The sequence below is a fragment of the Massilia sp. S19_KUP03_FR1 genome (assembly GCF_036688685.1).
In the GTDB taxonomy this organism is placed as follows: Bacteria; Pseudomonadota; Gammaproteobacteria; order Burkholderiales; family Burkholderiaceae_D; genus JALYUM01.
In genome coordinates this window covers 256,834-283,813 of the sequence record NZ_JAQQPS010000002.1, presented here as the reverse complement: position 1 = coordinate 283,813, position 26,980 = coordinate 256,834, and the positions used below count along the sequence as shown (strand labels likewise).

The following is a 26,980-nucleotide window of genomic DNA, read 5'->3' as shown; positions in this document are numbered from 1 at the left end:
ACGTTAAGCTGTTGCAACTTTGATGTAGTCCGCTACAAAAGTTAAAATCATTCTACATCATTTCAAGGCCGGACATGCGCCAACTAAGGCTGAAACTATCCATGGTTGCAGCGACCATGATCATGTTTATTATCACACTGGTCATCAACGAAGTGCTCTTCACGAAATTGGAGTTTTCCGCCGGCATTAACTGGATTTACCTGCCTGCCGGTATTCGACTTCTTTGCACGCTTTTGTTTGCGGAGAGCGGAGCAATCGGTTTGATGCTGGTTTCGTGGCTGATTTGCTTTCTCTATTTTTTTCCCAACGATCCCGTTCGCTCGTTCGCTGGCGGGATACTTGGCAGTGCCGCGCCCTATATTGTCTATCTGGTCGCAAAAAAATACACCGGACTGCATGAAAACCTGAAAAATTTAACGCCATTGAGACTGCTCCAATGCGCTGGCGCATTCTCAGTGGCGAGTCCACTGCTGCATCACCTGTGGTTTGCCATCTACGAACACAAGCCTCATTTGGCTGAAAGTTTTATCGTCATGGCGATTGGTGACTTCAGCGGTTCGTTGATTGTGCTGTACACAGCAAAATTCCTCCTGTCCCGGATTCCTCGCCGTCCTTAGCAGACCAGTCATGCCATTTGGCTGCTCATGCTCTGCCTGGCCTGATGGATAGCACCTGACGCCACTTCAAGCAGCATCATGACGACCGGATCCTTGGGAACTGGCCAGACATGAATAAGGACCGCTATGATCCGGTCTTCAAGCTTCTCGATCAGGGGCAAGTACAATTTGCTCAGCGTGCTCTCCCCAGACAAGGAGCCAACTAATTCCCTCAGCTCGGCGCACCATTTTTCGACCTCCTCGATCTTGATTCCCTTAAATCTCGCGGAAATAAGATTTTCATTCTGAATATAGTGAATATCGACCATTTTTATTCGGTAGTTATCAACAGAGATGTCGCGTCAAGTCATGCCGCTTTTCTTGATTTCTCTGGCGGCTCCCGTTCCGGATTCAACCAGACTTCATCGTTCAAGTCCCAATCCCCGCGCAGTTGCGGTCCAGCGCTCCGGATGGCGTTGTTTCGCGTCCTCGTGGAATTGCTTGCGATGTGAATAGCATCATGTCGCCGTTCTGCTGCCGTTACAAGTAACAGCCAGGTTCACGTAACGGGCGAGCCGACGGACGTTTTGTCTTTTCACAGCGATACGGTCATGGTCGGTGCCACAAGCGACCAGCACTGCACGCACGCCTGCGTCGATTCCAGACATAGGTAACGTCATCGACTCGCCCTTGACCGTGTTTACATATACTTTCGCCACAAATATTGCATCGCTCTAATTTTTAGATCAGTTTAGTTAAATTATGGCCAATAGGCAACTATTAGTTTAAAAAATCACATCAAGTGGACAGCGGCGCAATGCATCGCGTCGTTCACATCGCTGATTGGCGGTGTGGCCGCGGCGATCAGCGCGTCACTCAGGTCGGCGTGGCGCAGGTCGCAGGCGCGTCGTCCAGCGGTATAGCGGGCCGATCGTCAATACCACCACCAGCATGCGCGCCACGTGGAAGGCGGTGACGATCGGCACGCCAAGATGCAGCACGCGCGCCGTCAAGGCCATTTCGGCGATGCCACCGGGCGAAGTCGCCAGGATCATGGTCCCGGTGTGCACCCCCGCCAGCGCCGCCACGGCCATGCCGAAGCCGGCGCACAAGCCCAGCATGGCCACCGCGCAGGCGGCCACGCTGGCGAGGTAGCGCGGCGCGGTGCGGGCGAAATCGGGCGTGAACCTGGTGCCGAGCGAGACACCGATCAACAACTGGCCGGTGCGCACCATCCATTCGGGCACGCGCGACAGGTGGATGCCAGCGGCGCTCAAGGCCATGGCCATCAGCAACGCACCGATCACCCATGCGTTGGGTACGCGCAGGCGTTTGAGCAGCAGCGCGAAGGACCCGGTCAGGGCGATGAGCAATACCAGGCCGGGGATGTCGACGGTGGTCACGCTTGGTGCGAACAGATCCAGCCCGCGCGCCAGTCCATGTTCGCTCCACGCCCGCAAGGCAAACGGGATGGTGCCGACCACTAGCATGATGCGCAGGCTGTGGGCGGCGGCGACCCGGTCGACCCGGGCGCCGTGGCGTTCGGCCTGCACGGCCATCTCGGCAGCGCTGCCGACCGCCATGGCAAAGAACGCGGTAGCGCGGTCGACCTTGGCGAGGCGCTGCAAGGCGATACCACCGATCCAGCCGGAGGCCAGCGCAAACAGCACCGCCAGCGCGATCCAGCCAAAGTACGTCGCCAGCACCGCCAGCACGGGCGGCGTGAAATACAGGCCCAGCGTGGTACCGATGGCCCACTGCCCCGCTTCGCGCGCCTGCACGGGTGCGCGCAAGGGCGCGCCCAGCATGCAGGCGGCGGCCGTGGCGAACAGGGGGCCGATCATCCAGGGCAGGGGCGTATCAAACCAGATGCATAACTGCGCCGCGCAGTACGCCAGCGCCAGCGCGGGGACGAACTGGCGCAGCATCAGACTGCGCTTAAAACACCCAGAGTTTTTCGCGCGGCATCTGCAGCCAGTAACTGCCGGGCGCCAGTTTGAACTTCGAATAGGCGCGCAAGCTCGTGTCGCCCTGCGTGAACAGGCACTCCCATCGGTCGCCCAGGTACATGCAGGTGAGCAGCGGCAATTCGATCGCGTTCTCGACCCGCTCGGCGCTGACGCGCACTTCCTCGACGCGGATCAGCGCGACCGGGTCGGCCAGGCCGGCGCCGCGCGCGGTGCCCAGCAAGGTCGTGCCATCGCTGGTCAAGGTCACCGCGTTGCCATTGCGGCTGACCACGGTTGCCGGCACGCGGTTGTTGCTGCCCATGAACTCGGCCGTAAACAAGGTGTCCGGCGTTTCGTACATGCTTTGCGGACTGCCCTGCTGTTCGATCTTGCCGTTGTTGAGTAACAGGATGCGGTCGGAAATGGCCATCGCTTCGGCCTGGTCGTGTGTCACCATCAGCGCCGACAAACCGAGGCGCACGATCAGCTCGCGCAGGAAGGCGCGCGCTTCTTCGCGCAGCTTGGCGTCCAGGTTCGACAGCGGCTCATCGAGCAGGATCACGGGCGGGTTGTAGACCAGCGCGCGGGCAATTGCCACGCGCTGCTGCTGGCCGCCGGAGAGCTGGTGCGGGAAACGTTCGCCCAGCTGACCCAGGCCCAGCTGTTTGAGTACATCGTTGACCTTCGACGCGATCTCGCTCTTGCCCATCTTGCGCAAGGTGAGGCCGTAGGCGACGTTGTCGAACACGGTTTTATGCGGCCACAGCGCATAAGATTGAAAGACCAGCCCTAAATTGCGCGCTTCGGCCGGCATGTCCAGTTTCGCCGCGCCGTCGAATACCTGGCGCGTGCCGATGTGGATGGTGCCCGCTTTCGGACTTTCCAGGCCGGCCACGGCGCGCAGCAGCGTGGTCTTACCGGAACCGGAAGGGCCGAGCAGCGCGACCACTTCGCCCTTTTGCAGGTGCATCGAGACGCCCTTCAAAATGGGATTGGCGGAGGCGCCGGTGCCGTAGTCGAGGTGCAGTTCGTTGACGCTCAGTTCGTTCATGTTCAGGTCCTGTTTCATGGGTGTCCCCTTTTTAATTATGTAACTTCACGCCGAAGCGCAGCGCAATGCCAAGGCCGATGGCCACCAGCGTGATGTTGATGAACGACAGCGCCGCCACCAGGTCGGTCGAGCCGCCGGCCCACAGCGACACCAGCATGGCGCCGATCACTTCGGTGCCGGGCGAGAGCAGGTACACGCCGGTCGAATATTCGCGCTCAAAAATGAGGAACACCATCAGCCAGGCGCCCAGCATGCCGTATTTGATGAGCGGTATGGTGACGTCGCGCGTGACCTGGCCGCGCGAGGCGCCCACCGCCCGCGCCGCTTCTTCCAGCTCCGGCCCCACCTGCAGCAAGGCGGTGGAAATGAGGCGCATGCCGTAGGCCAGCCACACCACCGAATAGGCCAGCCACAGCGCGAAGATGGTCGAACGCACTTCGCGCAGCGCGGGAATGATATGTTCGCTCAGCCACAGCGCGATGCCGCTGTCGCTCATTTTCAGGAAACCGTCGAGCCAGCTCGGCACGAACAAAAACACCCACAGGAACGACAGGCCGGCCAGCAGGCCCGGCACGGCACGCGGCACCAGTACCGAATAATCGAGCAGTCGCGTGATGCCGTCATTCTTGCGATGCATGGCCAGCGCGATGGCGGTATAGCAGACCACCGCCAGCGCGCCGCCGACGACGCCGATCAGCACCGTGTTCAAAATACCGCGCACCAGCGACGGCTGCTCAGCGATATCGCGGAAATGCTGCAGGGTGAGCACGTCAGCCAGGTTCACGCCCTCGCCCCAGTACTGCACGAAACTGCGCAGCACGATGCCGGTCAGCGGCAGCACGATGGTAAACACCAGCCAGCCGAACAGCACGGCAAACGCCACCCATTTCCATTTACCCAGCGGCATGACCTTCTGGCGCGCGCCCTTGCCCTTGATCGACACGTATTTGTTGGCCGATTTCAGCAGCCAGCGCTGCATCATCACCAGCGGCATGGTCACCATCACCAGGCAGACGGCCACTGCGGCCATCAGGTGATACGACGGCGTGCCGAGTTTATTGGTCAGCTTGTACAGGTAAGTTGCCAGCACAAGGTGGCCTTCCGGGTCGCCCAGCACCAGCACCAGGCCGAACACCTCGAAGCCGAGGAAAAACACCAGCACGCCGGCATACGCCAGCGCCGGCATGATCATCGGCAGCGACACATTCATCATCACCTGCAGCGGCGAAGCACCGGCCACGCGCGCGGCTTCCTCGACGTCGGAACCGAGGCTTTTCAAGGCCGACGAGGCGTACAGGTAGACGTGCGGCACGTGCGTCAAACCGGCGATGACGACGATGCTGGTGAACGAATAGATATTCCACGGAATGAAGCCGAGCAGCTGCTTGGCCCAGATGGAGTAAAAGCCGACCGGGCCCATCGAGACGACGTAGCCGAAGCCCATCACCATCGGCGAGACAAAAATCGGCACCAGCAGCAGCGGCGCGATCCAGCTGCGGCCAGGCAGGTCGGTGCGGATCATCAGGAAGGCCAGCATGCCGCCCAGCGGGACGGCGATGAGCGCCAGGCCCGAGGCGAGGATCATGCCGTTTTTAAAGGCGGACCAGAAATCCGGGTCATCGAAAATGAAGCGGAAGGAATCGAAGCTGAGGGTCTTGTCGGGCATGAAGAACGGGGCCGACAGGAAGCTCTGGTAAAAAATCAGCAGCAGTGGCACGAACACGGCCAGGCAGGTCAAGGTGACGACCAGCCCGCGCGGCCAGTTCAGGCGGGCACGTGGCAAGGAGAAGGTTGTCATGGGCGGTTCCGGTGAGAGTTTTAGAACGTGATGTTGCCGCTGCACTTAAAAACCGTCACCCCCGCGCAGGCGGGGTCCGATAGCACCTATGAGCAAACATTAGGTATGCAGTTGACGTGTTATGGGTCCCCGCCTTCGCGGGGATGACGTGCTTCGGGCGGTGGTAGTAATGACTGCTTACTTCTTCCCGCCGGTTTCTTTCCACTGCTTCAGGAAAGCCATGCGCTTGGCCGGTGCCAGGTAGGCCACCGTGGACGCCCCCACCGCAATCGGCCGGATGTTCTTCTCGCCGATCTCGGCGATCAGGTCGGTCGCCGTGGTTTCACCCTTCACGTCGGCACGGATCGCATACAGCTTGGAGCCGTTGGCAACCACCGTCTGGCCGCGCTGCGACAGCATGTAGTCGAGCCACAGCTTGGCCGCGTTCGGGCTTTTTGCGCCCTTGTTGATGAACAGCACGCGCGACATGATCAGCGTGTAATCCTTCGGCAGCACCACGCCCAGCGACGGGTCGGTCTTGGCGCGCACCAGCGCATACGATCCGAGAACATTGTAGCCAATCAGGTTTTCGCCCGACGAGATACGTTCGAGCATGGTGCCGGTGGACGACTGCACGCGCACCTTGGCCGTGCCGAAGGCCTGCGCCAGCGCGGCGAATTCCGGATAGTCGATCGCATCCTGCGTCATGAACATGAAGCCGATGCCGGATTTTTCGATGTCGTAGGTGGTGACCTTGTCCTTGAACTTCGGCGTGGCGATCAGTTTGGCGAATTCGGCGTGCGTGCGCGGCACTTCGGCGGCGGTCACCAGGCGCTTGTTGTAGACGATGGCGGCCGGCTCGAACGTGGTGCCGTAGGCGGTGTCGTTGTAGATGGCCCAGCCCGGGATTTTCGACGCTTCCACCGATTTGTAGGCCAGGCCGAAACCGTCCTGCACCAGTTTCAGTTGCAGGTCCATGGCCGACGACCAGACCGCGTCGGCGGTGGCGCCGCCGGCCGCCTGTTCGGAGATGAAGCGGTTATACACTTCGGTCGAATTCATGTCGTTGTACTCGACCGAGATGCCTGGATACAGCGCCTTGAAATCGTTGATCAGCGGCTGCGTGGCCTTGCTGTCGGTGGCGCCGTAGATGACCAGCTTGCCCTCTTTTTTAGCCCCGTCGACGATCTTTTGGTAGGTGGCCGGATAGCCGGGTGGCAGCTGGGCGAAGGCCATGCTGCTGGTGGCGGCAAAGACTGCGGCGGCGATAATGGTTTTCATAGTGTGTCTCCTGAATAATCGTTGTTATTAACGCAGCAAATTAAACTGCTGCGCCTGCTTCTTGTAGTCGGCCACGGCCTGATTGACGTAGGCAGTCAAGGCCGCACCAGTCATGGAAAACGGATACATCCCTGCTTCTGCGCGCAGCCGCGCATATTCCGGCGTCGCTTCCATGCGGGCAAAGGCAGCCACCCAGCGCTGGTAGTCGGCGTCCGCTACGCCCGGCCCCATCCAGACGCCGCGAATCAGCGGCCAGACCACGTCGATGCCCTGCTCGCGCGCGGTCGGGACAGTGGCCAGCTTGCCTGGCAATCGCTGTTCGGCCAGCACTGCCAGCACCCGCACCTTGCCCGGCCCTGCGTAGATGTGGGCTTCGGACACATCGCCCGAGACCACCTGCACATAGTTTGCGTGCATCGCCGTGAACGATTCGCCGCCGCCCTCTAACGCCACGAAGCGCAGCGCTTTCGGGTCGATGCCGGCATGGCGCGCGACCAGCGCCATTTTCAGCCAGTCCTGGCTGCCGACCGTACCGGACACGCCAATCAGCACGCCTGACGGGTCGCGCTTCAGGGCTTTGAGCAGATCGGCCAGCGTTTTATACGGCGAATCGGCGCGCACGGCGATCATGCCGTAGTCGGCGCCCAATGCCGCCACCCAGCGCACGTCGGCTGGCGTCGCCTTGCCGAACTTGCCCTGGGCCAGGTTCAGCAAGGAGCCACCGGAGAACGTCACCAGCGTGTCCGGCTCGGCGCGGCGCTGCGACACCATGGTGTGCCAGGCCACCGCGCCAATGCCGCCCGGCAGGTACGCCAGCGTCAAAGGCGGCGCACCCGGCGCATCCTTCAGGCCGGTCTGCACCAGCTTGCAAGCCATGTCCATCGCCCCGCCCGGTTTCGACGGAATCAGGCAAACACCGCTGGCGTGCGCCAGGGTGAAGCTCGTGGCCAGCGCGAAGGCCAGCAGGGTGCGGGGCGGTGTCATGGCAGCCATGATAGTCGCGTGCTTAGAACCGGTGCTGCATTCCTGCCGTGATGCCGGCCTGGGTGCTGCGGAAGCCCGGGTCGTCGCGCGACAGGCCAACGAGCTGGTTGTGGTCGGCCTTGGCGTAGCCGCCGGTCAGGTACAGGTCGGTGCGTTTCGACAGTGCGTACATGCCGCGCAGGACGTACAGCGTCGGATCGGCGTCGACCGCACTGGCGAGGTTTTTCGTGTTGACGTGGTACACGGCAGCGGTCAGGGTGATGGCCGGCTTGACCAGGTAGGTGATGCCACCCCAGTAGGTATCGCCCTGCAGTTCGGCGGCATTCGCGCGGCCGGCGCGCAGTTTGTAGCCGCGCATGCCGGCCTGGAAGCGCCAGTCGTCGAACTTGTAGTCGGCCGCGGCGTGGAAGGCCGTGGTTTTGTCGCGGTTGCCGGTGGCAACGACCGTGGTGCCATTGATCTGCTCCCAGGCCAGCATCAGGCCCAGGCCACCGGTGTTGTAGGCGCCGGCGGCGGCATATTTGCGGCCGTCGTTGCTGTTGCCTGCCACCTCACCCATGGCAACCGTGGCGCCGTAGGTGAAGCCGCCGCTGCTGCCGGCATATTTGACGAGGTTGTCGAAACCGGTCGTCATGCCGTATTTCGACGGGCCGGTGGCGCTGGCCGTGGTGGCCCACGAGTAGTTCGGTGCAAAGCCGAGCGGGTCGTATTTGATGACGAAATCGTACACGGTGGTGAACGAACGGCCGATGACGACACGGCCGAAGCCGCCTTCCAGGCCGACATAGGCCTGGCGCCGGAACAGCTGGCCGTCGATGGCGCCGGTGTCCATCAGGATGCCGCCTTCCAGGTTCCAGACCGCTTTCAGGCCACCGCCCAGGTCTTCGGTGCCACGAAAACCCCAGCGCGAGGTGTTCTTGCCGCCGGAAACGACACGGGTCAGGCTGTCGCCGTTGGCGCTGGCATGGTTCACGTACTCGACGCCGGCGTCGATCAGGCCATACACCTGGACGTTCGATTGGGCGATTGCGGAAGAGGAAAGAAATGCGGCGGCCAGGGCAAACGCCAGTGTGGAATGTTTCATGCTGTCTCCGAGAGGATTGTTTTCGTTGCCGCTTATGAAATGCGTCAATCAGATTGCACTATAGGAGTGCGTGCCTTTCATTTTGCTTTCAGACGGTGCAAGAATTTTTGATGACGTCGGCTGGCTTGATGTGCAACTTTGCGCTTACACTGCGCCACATGAGAATCCTGTTAGTTGAAGACCATGTCGAACTGTCGCACTGGCTGGCCAAGGCGCTGCGCGACGCCAACCTGACTGTCGAGTGTGCGGCCACCGGCGCCGATGCCGATGCCCTGCTCCACACCCAGGATTACGCCCTCGTCATCCTCGACCTGACCCTGCCGCGCATGGACGGGCTGGAAGTGTTGCGCCGCCTGCGCGCCCGCGGCGGCGCGCGCGCCAGGACGCCGGTGCTGATTTTGACGGCGCGCGGCGGCCTGGAAGAGCGCGTGCAGGGCCTGAATCTGGGCGCCGACGACTACATGGCCAAGCCGTTCGAGCTGGCCGAACTGGAAGCGCGCGTCAAAGCGTTGCTGCGCCGCAGTTCCGGCAACGAAGCGCTGGTACACCAGTGCGGCGCGCTCAGCTTCGACACCGTCACGCGCATGTTCCGTTACGGTGACGCCCCGCTGGCGCTCACGCCGCGCGAACATGCGGTACTCGAGGCGCTGATCGGGCGCCAGGGGCGGCCGGTATCAAAGGAAAAGCTGTTTGCCGAAGTGTTCGCGCTGGACGACGACGCCAACCTCGACGCCATCGAGCTGTACATTCACAGGGTGCGCAAAAAGCTCGAGCGGGTGCAGGAGAACGGCGCCGCGATCACCACCCTGCGCGGCATCGGCTACCTGCTGCAGCCGCGTCCGGCCGCATGAGATGAGCTGAGATGAGCTTGCGCGCATTCGGACGCTGGCCGCTGGGCAGCCTGCGCAACCAGTTGCTGCGCTGGCTGATCGGGCCGCTGGTGGCGCTGGTCGCCATCAACGCCGTCTCGCTATACCGCGACGCGCTCGATGCCGCCGACGTGGCCTACGACCGCTCGCTGCTGGCCTCCACGCGCGCGCTGGCCGAGCGCGTCTCGATCCGGGATGGCCACGTGGTGGTCGACGTGCCTTACGTTGCGCTCGACAGCTTCGAGACCGATACGCTGGGCCGCATCTTTTACAAGGTCAGCGGACTCAATGGCGAGACCATCTCCGGCTTCGACGACCTGCCGCCGGTACCGAAGTCTGTCAAGCGCTCGGAAGCCTACCCTGCGTTGGTGCGCTTCTATCACGCCGACTACAACGGCGAACCAGTCCGCATCGCCGCGCTGCTGCAGCCGGTGTATGACGACTCGATGCGCGGTATCGCGCTGATCCAGGTGGGCGAAACGCTGGACGCCCGCCGTGGCCTGTCGCGCAGCATTTTGATCAGCACCCTGTCGCGCCAGGCCATGCTGGTGCTGGCGGTGGTGTTCCTGGTCTGGATTTCCGTGAAACTGGTGTTGCGCCCGCTGATGCATTTGAAGACCGTGGTGGACGAGCGCTCGGTGCACGATTTGTCGGAGATCGACCAGACGCTGGTGCACCGCGAGGTGCGCCCGCTGGTGCGCGCCATGAATGGCACGATGGCGCGCATGCAAAACCTGATCGCCAGCCAGCGCAGGTTCATTGCTGACGCCTCGCACCAGCTGCGCACGCCGCTGACAGTGCTGAAAACCCAGGCCGAGCTGGCCCTTCGCGCCAACGATCCGGCCGCGATGCGCGCTATCGTGGAATCGATTGCGCGCACCACCGATTCGACCGTGCACCTGGCCAACCGCCTGCTGTCGCTGGCGCGTATCGAGCATGGCAGTGACGCGGCCGCGTTTGCCGCGCTGTCCTTGCCCGACCTGGTGCGCGAGGTGGCGCTGGAACTGGCGCTGCCGGCGGTGGAAAAGCGCATCGACCTGGCGCTGGAGGCGCCCGACGACGTCAAGGTGCGCGGCCAGGCCTTGATGCTGCACGAGCTGGTGGCGAACCTGGTCGACAACGCGATCCGCTACACGCCGGCTGGTGGCGTGGTGCTGCTGCGGGTGCGCGAGCGCGAAACCGGCGTGATGCTGGAGGTGCAGGACAGCGGCCCCGGCATTGCGGCGGCGGAGCACGACAAGGTATTCACGCCGTTTTACCGCGCCGCAGCGACGATGGAGGAGAATCCGTCCGGCACCGGGCTGGGGCTGACGATCGTGCGCGATATCGTGGCGGTGCACGGGGCCAGCATCACGCTTGATGCGGGGCTCGGCGGCACGGGCCTGACGGTGCGGGTGGTGTTTCCGTTTGTCCACGCGGCCTGAAGGGGCGTGAACGTTGCGCTCCCTCAAATGCGCAGGGCGGCGCGGGGATTGTTGTCAAATGCGGCATGCGCGTAAAATCGGCCCATGACTGCACCGATCCCACTCACTGCGCATGAAGAGATGGACCTGCTCGACGAGATCGAGCGCGCGCTGGTCAGGTTGACAACGGCGGAGCTGGCGCAGCGCGACGCAGTGGTCGGACCATTGACGCCACCTCTAAGCAGCACACAAAAAACCGTCATTCCCGCGCAGGCGGGAACCCATAGCAACAATGAGCAGTCATCGCGTATGCTTTTTACGGGTTATGGGTCCCCGCCTGCGCGGGGATGACGTTTACGGGCCGGTGGTACTCGCCGCGCCGCAATACTGCACACCAAAAATCAGCTCAAATTCTCCAGCCGGATCCTGGTCAAGCTCCCCACCACCGCCGGCAAATCTTCAATCTCCCGGATCGCCGCATCGATTTTCTTTTCCTGCGTCTGGTGCGTCAGCATGATGATATCGGTGTGCGTCTCGCCCTCCCCCGGTTCCTTCTGCAGCACGGCGTCGATCGAAATGCCGGCGTCGGCCAGGATGCGCGTCAAATCGGCCATCACGCCCAGCTGGTCGACGACATACACGCGCAGGTAGTAGCAGCTTGAAATCTCGGACATCGGCAAAATCGCCACGTCGGTCAACTGGTTCGGCTGGAACGCCAGGTGCGGCACGCGCGAGTACGGGTCGGCCGTGGCCAGGCGCGTCACGTCGACCAGGTCGGCAATCACGGCCGAAGCGGTCGGCTCGGCGCCCGCACCTTTACCGTAGTACAGCGTGGCGCCGACCGCATCGGCCTGCACCAGCACCGCATTCATCGCGCCTTCGACGTTGGCGATCAGGCGCCTGGCGGGAATCAGGGTCGGGTGTACGCGCAACTCGATGCCTTCGACGCCATCGGCCACGGTGCGCCGGGTGATGCCCAGCAGCTTGATGCGGTAGCCCAGCTGCTCGGCGTAGCGAATATCCTTCGCTTCCAGCTTGCTGATGCCTTCCACGTGGGCTTTGTCGAACTGCATCGGGATGCCGAACGCAATCGCCGCCATGATCGACAATTTGTGCGCGGCGTCGACGCCTTCGATGTCGAAGGTCGGGTCGGCTTCGGCGTAACCGAGCTTCTGGGCCTGGGCCAGCGCGGTGGCAAAATCGAGGCCCTTGTCGCGCATCTCGGACAAAATGAAATTGGTGGTGCCGTTGATGATGCCGGCCACCGATTCGATGCGGTTGGCCGACAGGCCTTCGCGCAGCGCCTTGATGATCGGGATGCCGCCGGCGACGGCCGCTTCAAACGCCACCATCACGCCGGCCGCCTGGGCTGCCGCGAAAATTTCATTGCCGTGGTGCGCGATCAGCGCCTTGTTGGCGGTCACCACGTGCTTGCCGTTGGCGATGGCGCGCAGCACCAGTTCGCGTGCCAGGTCGGTGCCGCCGATCAGTTCCACGACAATTTCCACCGCCGGGTCGTCGACCACGGCAAACAGGTCGTCGACGATGCGGCACGCCCCTTCCGTGATGGTCTGGGCGCGCGCAGCATTGCGCGCGCCGACGACGGCGATCTCGATGCCGCGACCGGCGCGACGACGGATTTCCTGCTGATTGCGCTTGAGGACGTTAAAGGTGCCGGCGCCGACGGTACCGATGCCGAGCAGGCCTACTTGTATGGGATTCATATTTGGACTAAAAAAGATTAGGCGCGACCGTGACGGCGCCGGTAACCGTCGAGGAAGCGCGCAATACGCGCGCAGGCGTCGGTCAGGTCGTCCGTATTGGGCAAGAACACCAGCCGGAAATGGTCGGGGGCAATCCAGTTGAAACCGGTGCCCTGCACCAGCAACACTTTTTCCTCGGCCAGCAGTTCGCAGATGAATTGGCGGTCGTCGGCAATCGGGTACATCGCCGGGTCCAGCTTCGGGAACATGTACAGCGCGGCTTTTGGCTTCACGCAGGTCACGCCCGGTATATCGGTCAGTAATTGGTAAGCGAGGTCACGCTGGCGCAGCAGGCGTCCGCCCGGCCCTACCAGTTCGTTAATCGACTGGTAGCCGCCGAGCGCGGTCTGGATCGCGAACTGGCCCGGGGCATTGGCGCACAGGCGCATCGAGGCCAGCATGTTCAGGCCCTCGATATAACCTTTGGCATGGCGCTTGTCGCCCGACAGCACCATCCAGCCGGCGCGGTAGCCGCAGGCGCGGTAGTTTTTCGACAGGCCGTTGAAGGTGACGAACAGCACGTCGTCGGCCAGCGACGCCATCGACACATGTTCGGCCATGTCGTATAACGTCTTGTCGTAAATTTCGTCGGCGTAGATGATCAGCTGGTGCTGGCGCGCCAGTTCGATGATGCCCTCCAGCACTTCGCGCGGATACAGCGCGCCGGTGGGGTTGTTCGGGTTGATGACGACCAGCGCGCGCGTGTTCGGCGTGATTTTCTTACGCATGTCGTCGATGTCCGGAAACCAGCCGGCCTGCTCATCGCAAATATAGTGCACCGGCTTGCCGCCGGCCAGGCTGACCGCAGCGGTCCACAGCGGATAGTCGGGCGCCGGCACCAGCACTTCGTCGCCATTGTTCAGCAAACCCTGCATGGCCATCACGATCAGTTCGGAGGCGCCATTGCCCAGGTAGACGTCGTCGATCGTCACGCCCTGAATGTGTTTCGACTGGGTGTAATGGACCACCGCGCGGCGCGGCGCGAACATGCCCTTCGAATCGGTGTAGCCGGCCGCGCCGTGCATATTCCGGATCATGTCCTGCACGATCTCGTCCGGTGCATCGAAGCCAAACACGGCCAGGTTGCCGATATTCAACTTGATGATCTTCTGACCGTCTTCCTCCATCTGGCGCGCCAGGTCCATGGCCGGGCCACGGATTTCATACAGGACGTCGTCGAGCTTGTTGGATTTCAGTATCGGTCGCAATTGATCACCTTGGCGGAGAGGCACCATGTTGCAGTGCAAGAAAGAGTCCCCCATTCTGCCGAATGCGGAGCATTTAAGCAACACCGCCCCCGCCAGACAGGAGGTGCCCGTAGGAAAGGTTTGAATTGTCGACGCGATTAACCACCATTTCTTAATTTATTTTTCATGCTTGGACGTTACAATATATCCCTTTGGCGGCCCGCGATTTCGTCCTGCCCGCCCCACTCAGCGCCGACAAAACCATGAAGCTTCACTCCACTGAACCGAACCAGAAGTACCAGACCGTGACCGGCTACGACGCCACCGGCGTCGAGATCAATCTTCAGCATTTCGACTACAGCCTGATCGTGCTGCCCGAAACAGCGCCGCGCGCCTGGCCGGTGGCGCACTTCGACCAGCTCACGGCGGCACACTTCGAACAGATCGCCCTCGACGTCCCTGACCTGGTCATCCTCGGTACCGGCGAGCGTCAGCGCTTCGTGCACCCGCGCCTGGTGGCCAGCCTGATGAACCTGCGCATCGGCGTCGAATGCATGGACAGCCACGCGGCCTGCCGCACCTACAACATCCTGATGGGCGAAGGGCGCAAAGTGACCCTGGCACTGATTATCGAGCGCAACGAGCCAGCTGCATGAAAGACGCGCACAGCAACCGCGTCCTCCTCCTCAGTCTTCTGATCGGTTTCATCGTCGTGTCGCTGTTCGTGCTCGGCGTGCGCACGCTGGTACCGCCCGATGAAGGCCGTTACGCCGAAATGGCGCGCGAAATGTTCGCCAGCGGCGACTGGATCACCACGCGCCTGAACGGCATCAAATACTTCGAAAAACCCCCGCTGCAAACCTGGATGAATGCCTTGTCATTCACCCTGTTCGGCGTGGGCGACTGGCAGGCGCGCCTGTGGACCGGCCTGTGCGGCATCATCGGCGTGCTGCTGACCGGTTACGCCGGCGCCCGCGTGTACGGCCCGCGCGTCGGCCTGTACGCCGCGCTGGTGTTGGGCTCAAGCTTCTATTGGGTCGCCTGCAGCCAGATCAATTCCCTCGACATGGGCCTGTCCGGCATGATGACGATTGCCCTGTGCGCCTTGCTGGTGGCCCAGCGCGACAGCGCCACGCCCACTGAGCAACGCAACTGGATGCTGCTGTGCTGGGCGGGGATGGCGCTGGCGGTGCTGTCGAAAGGGCTGATCGGCCTGGTCCTGCCAGGTGGCGTGCTGGTGTTTTACACGCTCGCAGCGCGCGACTGGCAGATCTGGACCCGCCTGCACCTGGGCAAAGGCCTGCTGCTGTTTTTCGCAATTGCCGCACCGTGGTTCGTGCTGGTCGGCCTGCAGAACCCGGAACAGCCGCATTTTTTCTTCATCCACGAACACTTCGACCGTTTCCTGCTCAAGGAGCACAAACGCGAAGCGGCGTGGTGGATCTTCCTGGCGCTGCTGGCGGCCGGCTGCGTGCCCTGGCTGGGCGTGCTGGTGCAGAGCCTGCTGCAATCGCTGCGCCGCACGCCCGGCGCCGCACAGGAACGGTTCCGTCCCGGACTGCTACTGCTGGTCTGGGTGGTGTTCATCATTGCGTTCTTTACCAAGTCGAGTTCCAAGCTGCCCGGCTACATCCTGCCGGTGTTCCCTGCGGTGGCGCTGATGATTGCGCACTATCTTGAAACCGCCAGCCGGCGCAGCCGCAGTGTCAACGCGGCGCTGCTGGTCTTGCTGGGCGCCGCCTTCCTGGGCTTCGTCCCGTTCATGCTGCGCCTGGCCAAACGCGCCGGCGAAGACCTGCTGTATCAGCAATACCAGCCGTGGGTGCTGGCGGCCGGGATCGTCGCGCTGGCCGGCGGCGTGCTCGCACTGGTGTTCGATCGCCGGCTGCAGCGCGACCGCGCCGTGATCGCGCTGGCCCTCGGGGGCTTTTTCGCCACGCACCTGATCCTGGCCGGCTTCGAGCCGATCGGCCAGGCCAGGGCCGGGGTGGGCATGGTGCCTGCAATCCGCGCCGAAATCATGCCGACGAGCACCATCTATGCGGTCGGCCTGTACGAGCAGTCGCTGACGTTTTATCTCGGCCGTCCAGTGGTGCTGGTCGATTACCTGGACGAGTTTTCGTTCGGCCTGCAGCAGCAACCGGCGCTCGCCATTCCCACCGTCGACGCGTTTGTGGTGCAGTGGCGCGCCCACGCCGCGGCCGGCGTGCGCGATATCGCAATCACGCGCGACGACATCGTGGCGCAACTCAAAAAAGATGGCGTGCCGGTGCGTATCGTCGCTGCCGACGCGCGCCGCATCGTGATCGCCAACTTTTAACGTGCAGATTTCCTCATGAACCTGGTTACCTTCGCCCTCATCCTGACCGGCGTGATCCTCAATGCCTGCGCTCAGTTGCTGCTCAAGGCCGGCACCAACGGCCTCGGCACAATTACACTGAACTGGCAGAACTGGTTTGCGGTGTTCATCAAAGTGTTCAGCCAGCCGCCCATCATTGCCGGGCTGGGCTGCTACGGCGTGTCGGTGATTGTCTGGATCATCAGCCTGTCGCGCACCGACGTCACGATTGCCTATCCGATGCTGTCGATCGGTTACGTCATCAGCGCGATCGGCGCGTGGATGTTTCTCGGCGAGATCGTTTCGCCGCAGCGCATGCTGGCACTGGCCGTCATCATCGTCGGCGTAATCTTGCTGGCGAGAACATAAATTAAGATTCAGTTAAATGGGCGCTGATAGAATGCCGCCAATGGCAGTATTGACACTTCACATCTAATAATTAAAAACCTTGCCGGAAATATTCCCATGACAGCCGAAACCTTTCTGCCGTTTTCCCGTCCTACCATCGATGAAGCAACCATCGCCAGCGTGGGCGACGTACTGCGCTCCGGCTGGATCACCACCGGCCCGAAGAATGCCGCGTTTGAGTCACAACTGTCCGAGTACTTCGGCGGTCGCCCGGTGCGCACCTTCAATTCCGGCACCTGCACCATGGAAATTGCCCTGCGCATCGCCGGGATCGGCAAGGGGGACGAGGTGATCACCACCCCCATCTCCTGGCCGGCCACGTCTGCCGTGATCCTGGAAGTAGGCGCGACACCGGTGTTCGCCGACATCGACCCGGTCACGCGCAACATCGATCTGGACAAGCTGGAAGCCGCCATCACGCCGCGCACCAAAGCCTTGCTGCCGGTGTTCCTGTCCGGCCTGCCGGTCGACATGGACCGCCTGTATGCGATTGCGCGCAAGCACAATCTGCGCGTGGTGGAAGACGCCGCCCAGGCCTTCGGTTCGCTGTGGCAGGGCAAGCGCATCGGCGCGTTCGGCGATTTTTCGTCGTTCAGCTTCCAGGTGAACAAGAACCTGACCACCGGCGAAGGCGGCTGCCTGGTCATGAACACCCCGGAAGAAGCGCGCCTGGCCGAAAAATACCGGCTGCAGGGCGTGACCCGCAGCGGCGTCGACGGCATCGACGTGGACGTGCTGGGCGGCAAATACAACATGAGCGACATCATGGCGGTCATTGGCCTGGGCCAGATGAAGACCATCGCCGCCGTGACCGCGCAGCGCAGGAAACTGGCAGAGCACTACTTTGCCGCGTTCGGCACCGATTTCGAAAGCGCCACCGGCGCGCAGCTGCCGGTGCAGGCGTTCGACACCTCGAACTGGCATTTGTTCCAGATTATTTTGCCGGACAGGGGCCCCGGCACCCGCGCCGACTTCATGACGCGGATGCAAAAAGAGCACAATATCGGCACCGGCTACCATTACGCGGCAATTCACCTGTTCACGCTTTACCGTGAGTTGGGCTTCAAGGAAGGCATGTTCCCGATCGCCGAAAAAATCGGCCGCCTGACCGTGACCTTGCCAATGTTTTATACGATGACGACGCAGGACGTCGAGCGCGTCGTCGCCGCCACCCGGAAAGTGCTGGCAGCATGAACGTCATTCCCCTGAAACGTGAGCTATCGGTCGTCATTCCGATTTACAACGAGGAAGCCGGCCTCGCCAAACTGTTCGCGCGCCTGTACCCGGCGCTTGACGCCCTGGACATGTCCTACGAAATCATTTTCGTCAACGACGGCAGCCGCGACAAGTCGGTATCGATCCTGGCCGAGCAGTTCCGCCACCGGCCCGACGTCACGCGCGTGGTGCTGTTCAATGGTAACTACGGTCAGCACATGGCCATCCTGGCCGGCTTTGAAGCGACCCGCGGCGAGATCACCGTCACGCTCGACGCCGACCTGCAAAATCCGCCCGAAGAAATCCACAAGCTGATTACCAAGATGCGCGAAGGCTACGATTACGTCGGCTCGATCCGGCGCGTGCGCCAGGATTCGGCCTGGCGCACCATCGCCTCGAAACTGATGAACCGGCTACGCGAGCGCATCACCAACATCAGCATCACCGACCAGGGCAATATGCTGCGCGCCTATGGTCGCAACGTCATCGATCTGGTCAACCAGTGCGGTGAAGTGAACACCTTCGTGCCGGCGCTGGCCTACAAATTTGCGCGCAGCCCCACCGAGATCGTGGTCGAACACGAAGAGCGTTCGGCCGGGGAATCGAAGTATTCGCTCTACAGCCTGATCCGCCTGAACTTCGACCTGGTGACCGGCTTCTCGCTGGTGCCGCTGCAGGCGTTTTCGATGGCCGGCATGGTGCTGGCGCTCGGCTCGGCTGCGCTGGTGATATTCCTGCTGCTGCGCCGCCTGTTCCTGGGCGCAGAGGCCGAAGGTTTGTTCACCCTGTTCGCCATCAACTTTTTCCTGATGGGCGTGATCCTGTTCGGCATCGGCCTGGTCGGCGAGTACGTCGGCCGCATCCTGCAGCAGGTGCGCGCGCGCCCGCGCTACGTGGTGCAGACCATTCTCCAGCACGAAGCGGGCAAGGATGACAATCTGCTCGCCGACGCCGTCGAGAAACGCCAGGTGATCCGTTGAAAGCGCCGCCACGCGTGGTGGTGTTCGGCTACCACAACGTCGGCGTGCGCTGCCTGAAAGTACTGCTGGCGGCCGGCGTCGAGGTGGCGCTGGTGGTCACCCACGAAGACAATGCGGCAGAAAATATCTGGTTCGAATCGATGGTCAGCCTGTGCCGTACGGAAGGCATCCCGTACATTACGCCGGCCAGTGCGACTGACCCGGACCTGCTGGCGCGCGTGACGGCCATCGCACCCGACATGCTGTTCAGCTTTTATTACCGCAATATGCTCCCGGCCAGTCTCCTGGCGGTCGCGCCCGCCTTCAATATGCATGGCTCGCTGCTGCCCGCTTACCGCGGCCGCGCACCGGTCAATTGGGCGGTGCTGCACGGCGCCACCGAAATCGGCGCCACGCTACACGAAATGACCATCAAGCCGGACGCCGGCGCCATCGTGGCCCAGACCGCCGTGCCCATCCTGCCCGACGACACCGCCTTCGAAGTATTTGGCAAGGTTACCGTGGCGGCCGAGCAGACGCTGTGGCAGGTGCTCCCGGCCCTGCTGGCAGGCAGCGCGCCACGCATCCACAATGACCTGACGCAAGGCGGCTACTTTGGCGGGCGCAAGCCGGAAGATGGCCGCATCGACTGGTCGCAACCGGCGCAGCAGGTGTACAACCTGCACCGCGCCGTGGCGCCGCCGTATCCGGGCGCGTTCACCGATGTGGCGGGCACAAGGTATATCATTGAACGCGCACGGCTGCCCCGTACAACGCCGGCGGCGCTCGCCGGTTTGCCACCCGGACTAAGCGTGGTGGATAATATGATTCTTGGTGTCTGCGGCGATGGCCGCGCGCTGGCAATCATGAGCTTGCTGGATGCGGACGGCATTGCCGTCGCACCGGCGCAATTGCAGGCGAGTTTGCAGTCACAAGCTGCGCTTGCCGACCCAACGGACCGTCTTCCCGACGGCCAGCACATAACAAATACCTGATCGAGATCTCCCCCATGAAAAAAGTCCTCATCCTCGGCGTCAACGGTTTTATTGGCCACCACCTCTCCAAGCGTATCCTGGAGACCACCGACTGGCACGTGTACGGCATGGACATGCAGTCCGACCGCATCACCGACCTGCTGGCCCATCCGCAGATGCACTTCTTCGAAGGCGACATCACCATCAATAAAGAGTGGGTGGAGTACCACGTCAAGAAGTGCGACGTGATCCTGCCGCTGGTTGCCATCGCGACCCCGGCCACCTACGTGAAAGAGCCGCTGCGCGTGTTCGAACTGGACTTCGAGGCCAACCTTCCGATCGTCCGCTCGGCCGCCAAATACGGCAAGCACCTGATCTTCCCGTCGACCTCCGAAGTGTATGGCATGAGCGAAGACACGCAGTTCGACCCGGAAGCGTCGAACCTGGTCTACGGCCCGATCAACAAGCCGCGCTGGATCTACGCTTGCGCCAAGCAATTGATGGACCGCGTGATCTGGGGCTACGGCATGGAAGGCCTGAACTTCACGCTGTTCCGTCCATTCAACTGGATCGGTTCGGGCCTGGACTCCATCCACACCGCGAAAGAAGGTTCCTCGCGCGTGCTGACCCAGTTCCTGGGCCACATCGTCCGTGGCGAGAACATCTCGCTGGTCGACGGCGGCGCGCAGAAGCGCGCGTTCACCTACGTCGACGATGGCATCTCGGCGCTGATGAAAATCATCGAAAACAAGGATGGCGCCGCCACCGGCAAGATCTACAACGTCGGCAACCCGGTCAACAATTACTCGATCCGCGAACTGGCGAACATGATGTTGACGCTGGCCACCGAGTACCCGGAATACGCTGAAGGCGCGGCCAAGGTGCAGATCGTCGACACGACCTCGGGCGCCTACTATGGCACCGGCTACCAGGACGTGCAGAACCGCGTGCCGAAGATCGACAACACCATGAGCGAACTGGGCTGGAAGCCGGAAGTGTCCATGGCCGATGCGCTGCGCAATATCTTTGACGCGTACCGCGGCCAGGTGGCCGAGGCTAAGGCGCTGATCAACTGATGCAGGGCTCGACAACGACGCGTCCGCAACTGGTCCTGAAAATCGACGTCGACACCTTTCGCGGCACCCGCGAAGGCGTGCCGAACCTGGTGCGCATGTTGTCCGCGCACCAGGCCCATGCGACCTTTTTGTTCGCGCTGGGGCCGGACCACACCGGGCGCGCCATGAAGCGTGCGCTGCGCCCGGGCTTTTTCAGCAAGGTCTCGCGCACCTCCGTGGTCGAGCATTACGGCATCAAGACCTTGCTGTACGGCGTGCTGCTGCCGGGCCCCGACATCGGCCAGGAAGCGGCGATCGAAATGCGCGCGGCCCAGGACGCCGGTTTTGAATGCGGCATCCACACCTGGGACCACGTCGCCTGGCAAGACCAGGTTCGCAGCAAAGACGCGGACTGGACCGCGCGTATGATGCGCGCCAGCGCGACCCGTTTCAAGCGGGTATTCGGCGTCCCCGCCCGTACCCACGGCGCCGCCGGCTGGCAGATGAACGCCGCCGCGTTTGCCGAGAACGATACGGCCGGCTACCGCTACGTGTCGGATGGCCGTGCCGCCTTGCTCGAGAACGGCGCCCTGGCCGATCCCGCCATGGGCCCATACCGCATGGCGCCGGGCGGCGCCATCCAGATGCCGACCACCTTGCCGACCCTGGATGAGCTGCTGGGCCGCGAGATCGACGGCGTCACGCTCACCACGGACAACATCGCTGCCCACATCCTGGCGCTGACCGCGCTACCCGTGCGCGACCACGTGTATACCTTGCATGCCGAGCTTGAAGGACAAAAACTCGCCCCCATCTTCGAACAGTTATTGGCCGGCTGGCGCTTGCAGGGTTACGATCTGGCGTCGATGGCAGATTATTACGAGAAAATCAAGGATCTCCCGCTGCCGCAACGCCGGCTCGCGTGGGGAGAAGTGCCGGGCCGCTCAGGTGAACTGATCGTGCCGGGCGCGGTCATCTAGCAGGGGCCCGTGGCCCCTTGTGCCAACGTAGAGGAGCACCCCGTGGTCGAGAGCCCATCCGCAGTAAAGTCTGCATCCGTCGCCGATTTCACGGCCGCCATGACCGGCGGCCAGGCCTACGATTTCGGCGCGCGCGCGCCGGGTTACACGGTGCTGTACTTCTACCCCAAGGACAACACGCCCGGCTGCACCACCGAAAGCCTGGCGTTCCGCGATGCGCACGATGCGTTCACGTCCGCCAACACCACCATCGTGGGCGTGAGCCGCGATTCGATGCGCTCGCACGAAGGTTTCAAAGCGAAGCTGGGCCTGCCGTTCGACCTGATCTCCGACCCTGAAGAAGCGCTGTGCCTGCAGTTCGGCGTCATGAAGAACAAAATGATGTATGGCAAACAGGTACGGGGGATCGAGCGCAGTACGTTTATCATTGACGCTGATGGGAAAATAGTGAAAGAATGGCGGGGCGTGAAGGTCCCTGATCACGTCAAGGAAGTGCTGGAATTTGTCCAAAACCGGCCGTAAGCGCCACCGGGCCCTGGCCGGCTCCCGCTGCACCAACCGTAGTCAACCGTCCGTCCATTTTGAGTCTTCGCTTTATTCAACGCCATATTCGTACGTCCCCGCTTCCGGCCACCCTCTGGCCGGTTTCCTCCCCTGTAAGTCCAAGTCGCATCGACCCTGCCGGCGCGCTGTGTTGCGCTGCACCCTCTGACATTTTTCTAGATTGAGAACCTGATGCCGCTGCCAAAAATTCCAACCAAGCCAGGCACCCTGCTGCCGGCTGCCGATTACCCGAAAGCCGAACGCGGCGTCACGCCTGTGTACGCCGTCGCCCCGCCTGTTACCACTGTCGCCGCTGCCGAACCTGTGCAAGACCTGATCAGCGGCAAAGCTGCACCTGCACCAAAACGCCCTACCCGCTCGAAGACGGCGCTGCTCGCTGCCGTGCCTGATATTGCGCCTGTTGCGCCTGTTCCGGCACCTGTGGCCGTCGTGGCGGCCCCTGTGCGCCCGAAAGCAGCCAGCGCGCCGGTCCGCGCCAAGATTGAAAACGGCATCGGTGAAGTTCACCCTGCCAAGCACAAGCCGGTCGAGCCGGTGGTCAAGTCGTCGACCAGCCGCAAGGCCGACACTGCCGGCCTGCGCAAGCTGTTCGTGCTCGACACCAACGTGCTGATGCACGACCCAAGCTCGCTGTTCCGCTTCGAAGAGCACGACGTCTACCTGCCGATGATGACGCTGGAAGAGCTCGACGACCACAAGAAAGGCATGTCCGAAGTTGCGCGCAATGCGCGCCAGGTGTCGCGCACGCTGGACGCCCTGATCGCCGACATCGACGACGATGCCATCGAAGCGGGCATTCCGCTGGCAAAATTGGGCAACAAGGACGCCAAGGGCCGCCTGTTCTTCCAGACCCGCCTGCAAAACGGCCCGACGCTGCCGGAAGGCCTGCCGGTTGGCAAAGCCGACAACCAGATCCTGGGCGTCGTGCGTAACCTGGAAACCGAGCAACCTGGCCGCGCCATCGTGCTGGTGTCGAAAGACATCAACATGCGCATCAAGGCGCGCGCGCTGGGTCTGCCGGCCGAAGATTACTTCAACGACCATGTGCTGGAAGACACCGATTTGCTGTACTCGGGCATCGTCCAGCTGCCGGACGATTTCTGGACCAAGCACGGCAAGGACATGGAGTCGTGGCAAGAGAACAAGAATGGCGTCTCGGCCACCTACTACCGCGTCACCGGCCCCGTGATTCCAACCTTGATGGCGAACCAGTTCGTCTTCATCGAGCCAAAGAATGGCGAAGCTGCCTTCTACGGCCAGGTGAAATCGATCACCGGCAAAACCGCCGTGCTGCAAACCCTGCGTGATTTCAGCCACAACAAGAACAACGTGTGGGGCGTCACTGCGCGCAACCGCGAGCAGAATTTTGCATTGAACCTCTTGATGAACCCAGAGTGCGACTTCGTCACGCTGCTGGGCCAGGCCGGTACCGGCAAAACGCTGCTGGCCCTGGCTGCTGGCCTGGCGCAGGTGCTGGAAACCAAGCTGTACAACGAGATCATCGTCACCCGCGTGACGGTCCCGGTCGGTGAAGACATCGGCTTCCTGCCAGGTACCGAGGAAGAGAAGATGTCGCCATGGATGGGCGCATTCGACGATAACCTGGAAGTACTTAACAAGTCCGACAGCGCCGGCGGCGAATGGGGTCGTGCGGCGACGCAGGACCTGATCCGTTCACGCATCAAGATCAAGTCGCTCAACTTCATGCGCGGCCGCACCTTCGTGAACAAGTTCCTGATCATCGATGAGGCGCAGAACCTGACGCCGAAGCAGATCAAGACGCTGGTCACGCGTGCCGGCCCTGGCACCAAGATCCTGTGCCTCGGGAATATCGCGCAAATCGATACGCCGTATCTCACCGAGGGCTCGAGTGGCCTGACGTATGTGGTCGACCGCTTCAAGGGCTGGGCGCACAGCGGCCACGTTACCCTGGCGCGGGGCGAGCGTTCGCGTCTGGCCGATCACGCGAGCGAAGTGCTGTAAAGCTGCTTCGCTTGGCAAAAAACCTGCAGGCCGCAAGGCTTGCAGGTTTTTTTTCGTCAATGCCTACTGCTGATCGCCCCCCGATACCGAAATGCTTGTAATGGTGCGCTGATTGATGCATCATGACATCAAATTAGATTCAGGAGGTATCATGAGGACCACAGTAACCATCGACGACGCGCTGTACAACACGGCCTTGGAGGTTGCTGACCCCGCCATGGATAAGGCTGACCTCTTCCGCGAGGCGATCAAAGCCTTTGTGCAGGTACGCGCCGCAAGGCGGCTGGCTGCACTCGGAGGGGTCGCGCCGGAGATGGCAGATGTTCCGCGCTTCCGGCCAGAGCCGACCCGATGACGCGCGTACTGGTCGATACGTCCGTATGGATCGACCATTTCAGGCATCGCAACGAGACACTCATTACCCTGCTCCACCAGGATCGCGTACTCGTGCACCCGATGGTGGTGGGCGAACTCGCTTGCGGCACGCCCCCTGCACCCAGAACACAAACGTTGCGTGACCTTCGCCTGCTTCCAAAGGTTGAGCTCGTCTCCATGGAAGAGGCCATGGCGTTCATCGAGCGCGAAGCCGTGTACGGGGTCGGGTGTGGCTTGGTCGATATCATCCTGCTGACATCGACATTGATGACGACGGGCGCGGCACTATGGACGCTGGACAAGCGCCTCGCCGACCTTGCCGATCGCTTTGGTATCGCACATCAGGTGGCAATGCACTGAACGCTCATTTATGCGCGGCGGCGCGGCGCAAGGCGACGCCTGTGGCGCCGCGCCGCGGGGCGAAAAAAAGCCCGCATCGCGCGGGCTCCTCAGTACAGCGAACCGCTTACATAATATGCGTGCCGACCCACCACGCAATCGCCGCCATGAAGGCCGACGCAGGAATGGTAAAGATCCACGCCCAGACGATATTACCGGCCACGCCCCAGCGCACCGCCGACATCTTTTGCGCCGAACCGACGCCGACAATCGCGCCCGTGATGGTGTGCGTGGTCGACACGGGAATGCCCATGAAGGTGGCGATGAACACGGTGATTGCGCCACCCGTCTCGGCGCAAAAGCCGCCCACCGGTTTGAGCTTGGTGATCTTCTGGCCCATGGTTTTCACGATGCGCCAGCCGCCGAATAGCGTGCCCAGGCTGATCGCGGTGTAGCACGACACGATCACCCACAGCGGCGGCGTCGCATCGGCGGTGCTCGAGACGCCGGCGACGATCAGCAGCATCCAGATAATGCCGATGGTCTTCTGCGCGTCATTGCCGCCGTGGCCCAGGCTGTAGGCGGCAGCGGACACCAGTTGCAGGCGGCGGAACCAGGTATCGACCTTGCGCGGCGTAGAGCGCACGAACAGCCACGAGACGATCAACATCATGATCGAGCCGAGAATAAAACCTGCCACCGGCGAAATCACGATGAAGAGGACAGTCTTGAGCAAGCCGCCACCGACCAGCGCACCGGTGCCGGACTTGGCCACCGCGGCGCCGACCAGGCCGCCGATCAGCGCGTGCGACGACGACGAAGGAATGCCACCGACCCAGGTGATGATGTTCCAGATGATGGCGCCCACCAGCGCCCCGAAAATCACGTACTGGTCGACCACATTCGGGTCGATCGTGTCCTTCCCCACCGTGGCAGCAACGTGCACGCCCACGACGAAAATGGCGATGAAGTTGAAGACTGCCGCCATCGCGACCGCCGTTTGCGGTTTCAGCACGCCGGTCGAGACCACCGTGGCAATCGCATTGGCGGCATCGTGGAAGCCGTTCATGAAGTCGAAAACAAGCGCCAGGCCGACCAGCGCCACGAGCACCCATATGCTCATTTGAATAGTGTGCATTCAGGAGCTCTCGACTTACGCGTTTTCGACGATGATGCCTTCGATGATGTTGGCAACATCCTCGCAGCGGTCGGTGACGGTCTCGAGAATCTCGTAGATCGCTTTCAGTTTGATCAGCGTGCGCACGTCCGGCTCGTCGCGGAACAGCTTCGACATGGCGGCGCGCATGACATGGTCGGCGTCCGATTCAAGGCGGTCGATCTCTTCGCACAGGGCGACGATCTTGCGCGAGTTATCCATATTGTGCAGCAAACCGACCGCCTGCTGGACCTTCTCGCAGCAGGCCAGGCACAGTTCGGCCAGGCGTTTCGCTTCCGGCGTCACCGCCTGCAGGTCGTACAGCGAAATGGTTTGCGCAGCGTCTTCCAGCATGTCGAGGATATCGTCCATGCGGGTAATGAGCTTGTGGATATCGTCGCGGTCGATCGGCGTGATGAAGGTTTTATGCAGCAGGTCCACCGTGGCGTAGGTGATCTTGTCCGCCTGTTTCTCGATGGTTTCGATGGCATGGGTGCGATTTTCCAGGTCATCGAAGTTGGTCATCAATCCGACCATTTCCTGCGCGCCCTTCACGCACAAAGCAGCGTGCTGGTTGAACAGGTCAAAAAACTTGCCTTCGGTGGGCATGAGGCGTCCGAACATAATTTCTCCGTTATTCCAATGAATACTGTATGACCGCTGCAGCGCAGCAGAATAGATCAGTGAGTG

General features: G+C 62.1%; 27 protein-coding genes. 16 read left to right on the top strand and 11 right to left on the bottom strand.

The genetic code is table 11. From position 1 onward, the window contains the following. Positions 1-101 precede the first annotated feature (101 nt). Entirely contained in the window at positions 102-617 is a 516-nt protein-coding gene (locus V6M87_RS02985; RefSeq protein ID WP_332848238.1) for a hypothetical protein, read from the top strand. Positions 618-625: 8 nt separating this feature from the next. Here V6M87_RS02985 and V6M87_RS02980 read toward each other — a convergent pair whose 3' ends face one another. From V6M87_RS02980 to V6M87_RS02950, 7 genes are all read right to left on the bottom strand, one after another. Next, a complete protein-coding gene (locus V6M87_RS02980) occupies positions 626-925 on the bottom strand; it encodes a hypothetical protein (protein WP_332848237.1) in 300 nt (99 codons plus the stop codon). A 543-nt stretch (positions 926-1,468) separates the two neighbouring features. Next, positions 1,469-2,524: an AbrB family transcriptional regulator gene (locus V6M87_RS02975; RefSeq protein ID WP_332848236.1), complete on the bottom strand. Its 1,056-nt coding sequence runs from the start codon at positions 2,522-2,524 to the stop codon at positions 1,469-1,471. A gap of 10 nt (positions 2,525-2,534) precedes the next feature. Then, positions 2,535-3,596: an ABC transporter ATP-binding protein gene (locus tag V6M87_RS02970; RefSeq protein WP_332848325.1), complete on the bottom strand. Its 1,062-nt coding sequence runs from the start codon at positions 3,594-3,596 to the stop codon at positions 2,535-2,537. 31 nt (positions 3,597-3,627) lie between these two features. Beyond that, the gene (locus V6M87_RS02965; protein WP_332848235.1) at positions 3,628-5,394 is read right to left on the bottom strand and encodes an ABC transporter permease; all 1,767 of its coding nucleotides are present in this window, start codon (positions 5,392-5,394) and stop codon (positions 3,628-3,630) included. A 177-nt stretch (positions 5,395-5,571) separates the two neighbouring features. After that, positions 5,572-6,654, bottom strand: coding sequence for an ABC transporter substrate-binding protein (locus V6M87_RS02960; protein WP_332848234.1), 1,083 nt, complete (start codon positions 6,652-6,654; stop codon positions 5,572-5,574). Positions 6,655-6,681: 27 nt separating this feature from the next. Continuing rightward, complete coding sequence (locus V6M87_RS02955) at positions 6,682-7,638, bottom strand: Bug family tripartite tricarboxylate transporter substrate binding protein (protein ID WP_332848324.1); 957 nt, start codon at positions 7,636-7,638, stop codon at positions 6,682-6,684. 22 nt (positions 7,639-7,660) lie between these two features. Beyond that, a complete protein-coding gene (locus V6M87_RS02950; RefSeq protein ID WP_332848233.1) occupies positions 7,661-8,722 on the bottom strand; it encodes a porin in 1,062 nt (353 codons plus the stop codon). Between the two features lie 158 nt (positions 8,723-8,880). Between V6M87_RS02950 and V6M87_RS02945 the strand changes: the two genes are divergently transcribed. The 3 genes from V6M87_RS02945 (at position 8,881) to V6M87_RS02935 (ending at position 11,345) form a co-directional block, all read left to right on the top strand. After that, complete coding sequence (locus V6M87_RS02945; protein ID WP_332848232.1) at positions 8,881-9,573, top strand: response regulator; 693 nt, start codon at positions 8,881-8,883, stop codon at positions 9,571-9,573. Positions 9,574-9,584: 11 nt separating this feature from the next. Continuing rightward, entirely contained in the window at positions 9,585-11,015 is a 1,431-nt protein-coding gene (locus V6M87_RS02940) for a sensor histidine kinase (protein WP_332848231.1), read from the top strand. A gap of 84 nt (positions 11,016-11,099) precedes the next feature. After that, positions 11,100-11,345, top strand: a complete 246-nt coding sequence (locus tag V6M87_RS02935; protein ID WP_332848230.1) for a hypothetical protein — start codon at positions 11,100-11,102, stop codon at positions 11,343-11,345. Positions 11,346-11,395: 50 nt separating this feature from the next. Here V6M87_RS02935 and V6M87_RS02930 read toward each other — a convergent pair whose 3' ends face one another. Continuing rightward, positions 11,396-12,718, bottom strand: coding sequence for a homoserine dehydrogenase (locus V6M87_RS02930; RefSeq protein ID WP_332848229.1), 1,323 nt, complete (start codon positions 12,716-12,718; stop codon positions 11,396-11,398). 17 nt (positions 12,719-12,735) lie between these two features. Further along, positions 12,736-13,965 (bottom strand): pyridoxal phosphate-dependent aminotransferase, encoded by a 1,230-nt coding sequence (locus tag V6M87_RS02925; RefSeq protein WP_332848228.1) that lies wholly within the window; start codon positions 13,963-13,965, stop codon positions 12,736-12,738. A 242-nt stretch (positions 13,966-14,207) separates the two neighbouring features. Between V6M87_RS02925 and V6M87_RS02920 the strand changes: the two genes are divergently transcribed. The 12 genes from V6M87_RS02920 (at position 14,208) to V6M87_RS02865 (ending at position 25,155) form a co-directional block, all read left to right on the top strand. After that, positions 14,208-14,600: an Mth938-like domain-containing protein gene (locus V6M87_RS02920; RefSeq protein ID WP_332848227.1), complete on the top strand. Its 393-nt coding sequence runs from the start codon at positions 14,208-14,210 to the stop codon at positions 14,598-14,600. After that, positions 14,597-16,264 carry a glycosyltransferase family 39 protein gene (locus tag V6M87_RS02915; protein ID WP_332848226.1) on the top strand — a complete coding sequence of 556 codons (1,668 nt, stop codon included), beginning with the start codon at positions 14,597-14,599 and terminating at the stop codon, positions 16,262-16,264. Before V6M87_RS02920 ends, V6M87_RS02915 begins: the two co-directional genes overlap by 4 nt. 15 nt (positions 16,265-16,279) lie before the next feature. Next, positions 16,280-16,651: a 4-amino-4-deoxy-L-arabinose transferase gene (locus V6M87_RS02910; RefSeq protein ID WP_332848225.1), complete on the top strand. Its 372-nt coding sequence runs from the start codon at positions 16,280-16,282 to the stop codon at positions 16,649-16,651. A gap of 96 nt (positions 16,652-16,747) precedes the next feature. Further along, on the top strand, positions 16,748-17,884 hold the full coding sequence (locus tag V6M87_RS02905) for a DegT/DnrJ/EryC1/StrS family aminotransferase (RefSeq protein WP_332848224.1): 1,137 nt from the start codon (positions 16,748-16,750) through the stop codon (positions 17,882-17,884). Between the two features lie 11 nt (positions 17,885-17,895). After that, on the top strand, positions 17,896-18,885 hold the full coding sequence (locus V6M87_RS02900; RefSeq protein ID WP_332848323.1) for a glycosyltransferase: 990 nt from the start codon (positions 17,896-17,898) through the stop codon (positions 18,883-18,885). Further along, positions 18,882-19,859 (top strand): formyltransferase, encoded by a 978-nt coding sequence (locus V6M87_RS02895; RefSeq protein WP_332848223.1) that lies wholly within the window; start codon positions 18,882-18,884, stop codon positions 19,857-19,859. The genes V6M87_RS02900 and V6M87_RS02895 overlap by 4 nt, the downstream gene beginning before the upstream one ends. 14 nt (positions 19,860-19,873) lie before the next feature. Continuing rightward, complete coding sequence (locus tag V6M87_RS02890; protein WP_332848222.1) at positions 19,874-20,914, top strand: bifunctional UDP-4-keto-pentose/UDP-xylose synthase; 1,041 nt, start codon at positions 19,874-19,876, stop codon at positions 20,912-20,914. After that, positions 20,914-21,873 carry a polysaccharide deacetylase family protein gene (locus V6M87_RS02885; protein ID WP_332848221.1) on the top strand — a complete coding sequence of 320 codons (960 nt, stop codon included), beginning with the start codon at positions 20,914-20,916 and terminating at the stop codon, positions 21,871-21,873. Before V6M87_RS02890 ends, V6M87_RS02885 begins: the two co-directional genes overlap by 1 nt. A gap of 42 nt (positions 21,874-21,915) precedes the next feature. Continuing rightward, positions 21,916-22,395, top strand: coding sequence for a peroxiredoxin (locus V6M87_RS02880; RefSeq protein WP_332848220.1), 480 nt, complete (start codon positions 21,916-21,918; stop codon positions 22,393-22,395). 213 nt (positions 22,396-22,608) lie between these two features. Beyond that, complete coding sequence (locus V6M87_RS02875; RefSeq protein WP_332848219.1) at positions 22,609-24,420, top strand: PhoH family protein; 1,812 nt, start codon at positions 22,609-22,611, stop codon at positions 24,418-24,420. 151 nt (positions 24,421-24,571) lie between these two features. Further along, the gene (locus V6M87_RS02870; protein WP_332848218.1) at positions 24,572-24,775 is read left to right on the top strand and encodes a type II toxin-antitoxin system VapB family antitoxin; all 204 of its coding nucleotides are present in this window, start codon (positions 24,572-24,574) and stop codon (positions 24,773-24,775) included. Next, positions 24,772-25,155, top strand: a complete 384-nt coding sequence (locus tag V6M87_RS02865; protein ID WP_332848217.1) for a type II toxin-antitoxin system VapC family toxin — start codon at positions 24,772-24,774, stop codon at positions 25,153-25,155. The genes V6M87_RS02870 and V6M87_RS02865 overlap by 4 nt, the downstream gene beginning before the upstream one ends. A 106-nt stretch (positions 25,156-25,261) precedes the next feature. Here V6M87_RS02865 and V6M87_RS02860 read toward each other — a convergent pair whose 3' ends face one another. Continuing rightward, positions 25,262-26,272, bottom strand: coding sequence for an inorganic phosphate transporter (locus V6M87_RS02860; protein WP_332848216.1), 1,011 nt, complete (start codon positions 26,270-26,272; stop codon positions 25,262-25,264). Positions 26,273-26,287: 15 nt separating this feature from the next. After that, positions 26,288-26,914, bottom strand: a complete 627-nt coding sequence (locus tag V6M87_RS02855) for a DUF47 domain-containing protein (RefSeq protein WP_332848215.1) — start codon at positions 26,912-26,914, stop codon at positions 26,288-26,290. Positions 26,915-26,980: the final 66 nt, after the last annotated feature.

Bases quoted from the DNA above. Each gene is read 5' to 3' on its own strand.
- V6M87_RS02985 (WP_332848238.1), top strand. From the start codon at position 102: ATGGTTGCAGCGACCATGATCATGTTTATTATCACACTGGTCATCAAC.
- V6M87_RS02980 (WP_332848237.1), bottom strand. From the start codon at position 925: ATGGTCGATATTCACTATATTCAGAATGAAAATCTTATTTCCGCGAGA.
- V6M87_RS02975 (WP_332848236.1), bottom strand. From the start codon at position 2,524: ATGCTGCGCCAGTTCGTCCCCGCGCTGGCGCTGGCGTACTGCGCGGCG.
- V6M87_RS02970 (WP_332848325.1), bottom strand. From the start codon at position 3,596: ATGAACGAACTGAGCGTCAACGAACTGCACCTCGACTACGGCACCGGC.
- V6M87_RS02965 (WP_332848235.1), bottom strand. From the start codon at position 5,394: ATGACAACCTTCTCCTTGCCACGTGCCCGCCTGAACTGGCCGCGCGGG.
- V6M87_RS02960 (WP_332848234.1), bottom strand. From the start codon at position 6,654: ATGAAAACCATTATCGCCGCCGCAGTCTTTGCCGCCACCAGCAGCATG.
- V6M87_RS02955 (WP_332848324.1), bottom strand. From the start codon at position 7,638: ATGACACCGCCCCGCACCCTGCTGGCCTTCGCGCTGGCCACGAGCTTC.
- V6M87_RS02950 (WP_332848233.1), bottom strand. From the start codon at position 8,722: ATGAAACATTCCACACTGGCGTTTGCCCTGGCCGCCGCATTTCTTTCC.
- V6M87_RS02945 (WP_332848232.1), top strand. From the start codon at position 8,881: ATGAGAATCCTGTTAGTTGAAGACCATGTCGAACTGTCGCACTGGCTG.
- V6M87_RS02940 (WP_332848231.1), top strand. From the start codon at position 9,585: ATGAGCTTGCGCGCATTCGGACGCTGGCCGCTGGGCAGCCTGCGCAAC.
- V6M87_RS02935 (WP_332848230.1), top strand. From the start codon at position 11,100: ATGACTGCACCGATCCCACTCACTGCGCATGAAGAGATGGACCTGCTC.
- V6M87_RS02930 (WP_332848229.1), bottom strand. From the start codon at position 12,718: ATGAATCCCATACAAGTAGGCCTGCTCGGCATCGGTACCGTCGGCGCC.
- V6M87_RS02920 (WP_332848227.1), top strand. From the start codon at position 14,208: ATGAAGCTTCACTCCACTGAACCGAACCAGAAGTACCAGACCGTGACC.
- V6M87_RS02915 (WP_332848226.1), top strand. From the start codon at position 14,597: ATGAAAGACGCGCACAGCAACCGCGTCCTCCTCCTCAGTCTTCTGATC.
- V6M87_RS02910 (WP_332848225.1), top strand. From the start codon at position 16,280: ATGAACCTGGTTACCTTCGCCCTCATCCTGACCGGCGTGATCCTCAAT.
- V6M87_RS02905 (WP_332848224.1), top strand. From the start codon at position 16,748: ATGACAGCCGAAACCTTTCTGCCGTTTTCCCGTCCTACCATCGATGAA.
- V6M87_RS02890 (WP_332848222.1), top strand. From the start codon at position 19,874: ATGAAAAAAGTCCTCATCCTCGGCGTCAACGGTTTTATTGGCCACCAC.
- V6M87_RS02885 (WP_332848221.1), top strand. From the start codon at position 20,914: ATGCAGGGCTCGACAACGACGCGTCCGCAACTGGTCCTGAAAATCGAC.
- V6M87_RS02875 (WP_332848219.1), top strand. From the start codon at position 22,609: ATGCCGCTGCCAAAAATTCCAACCAAGCCAGGCACCCTGCTGCCGGCT.
- V6M87_RS02870 (WP_332848218.1), top strand. From the start codon at position 24,572: ATGAGGACCACAGTAACCATCGACGACGCGCTGTACAACACGGCCTTG.
- V6M87_RS02865 (WP_332848217.1), top strand. From the start codon at position 24,772: ATGACGCGCGTACTGGTCGATACGTCCGTATGGATCGACCATTTCAGG.
- V6M87_RS02860 (WP_332848216.1), bottom strand. From the start codon at position 26,272: ATGCACACTATTCAAATGAGCATATGGGTGCTCGTGGCGCTGGTCGGC.
- V6M87_RS02855 (WP_332848215.1), bottom strand. From the start codon at position 26,914: ATGTTCGGACGCCTCATGCCCACCGAAGGCAAGTTTTTTGACCTGTTC.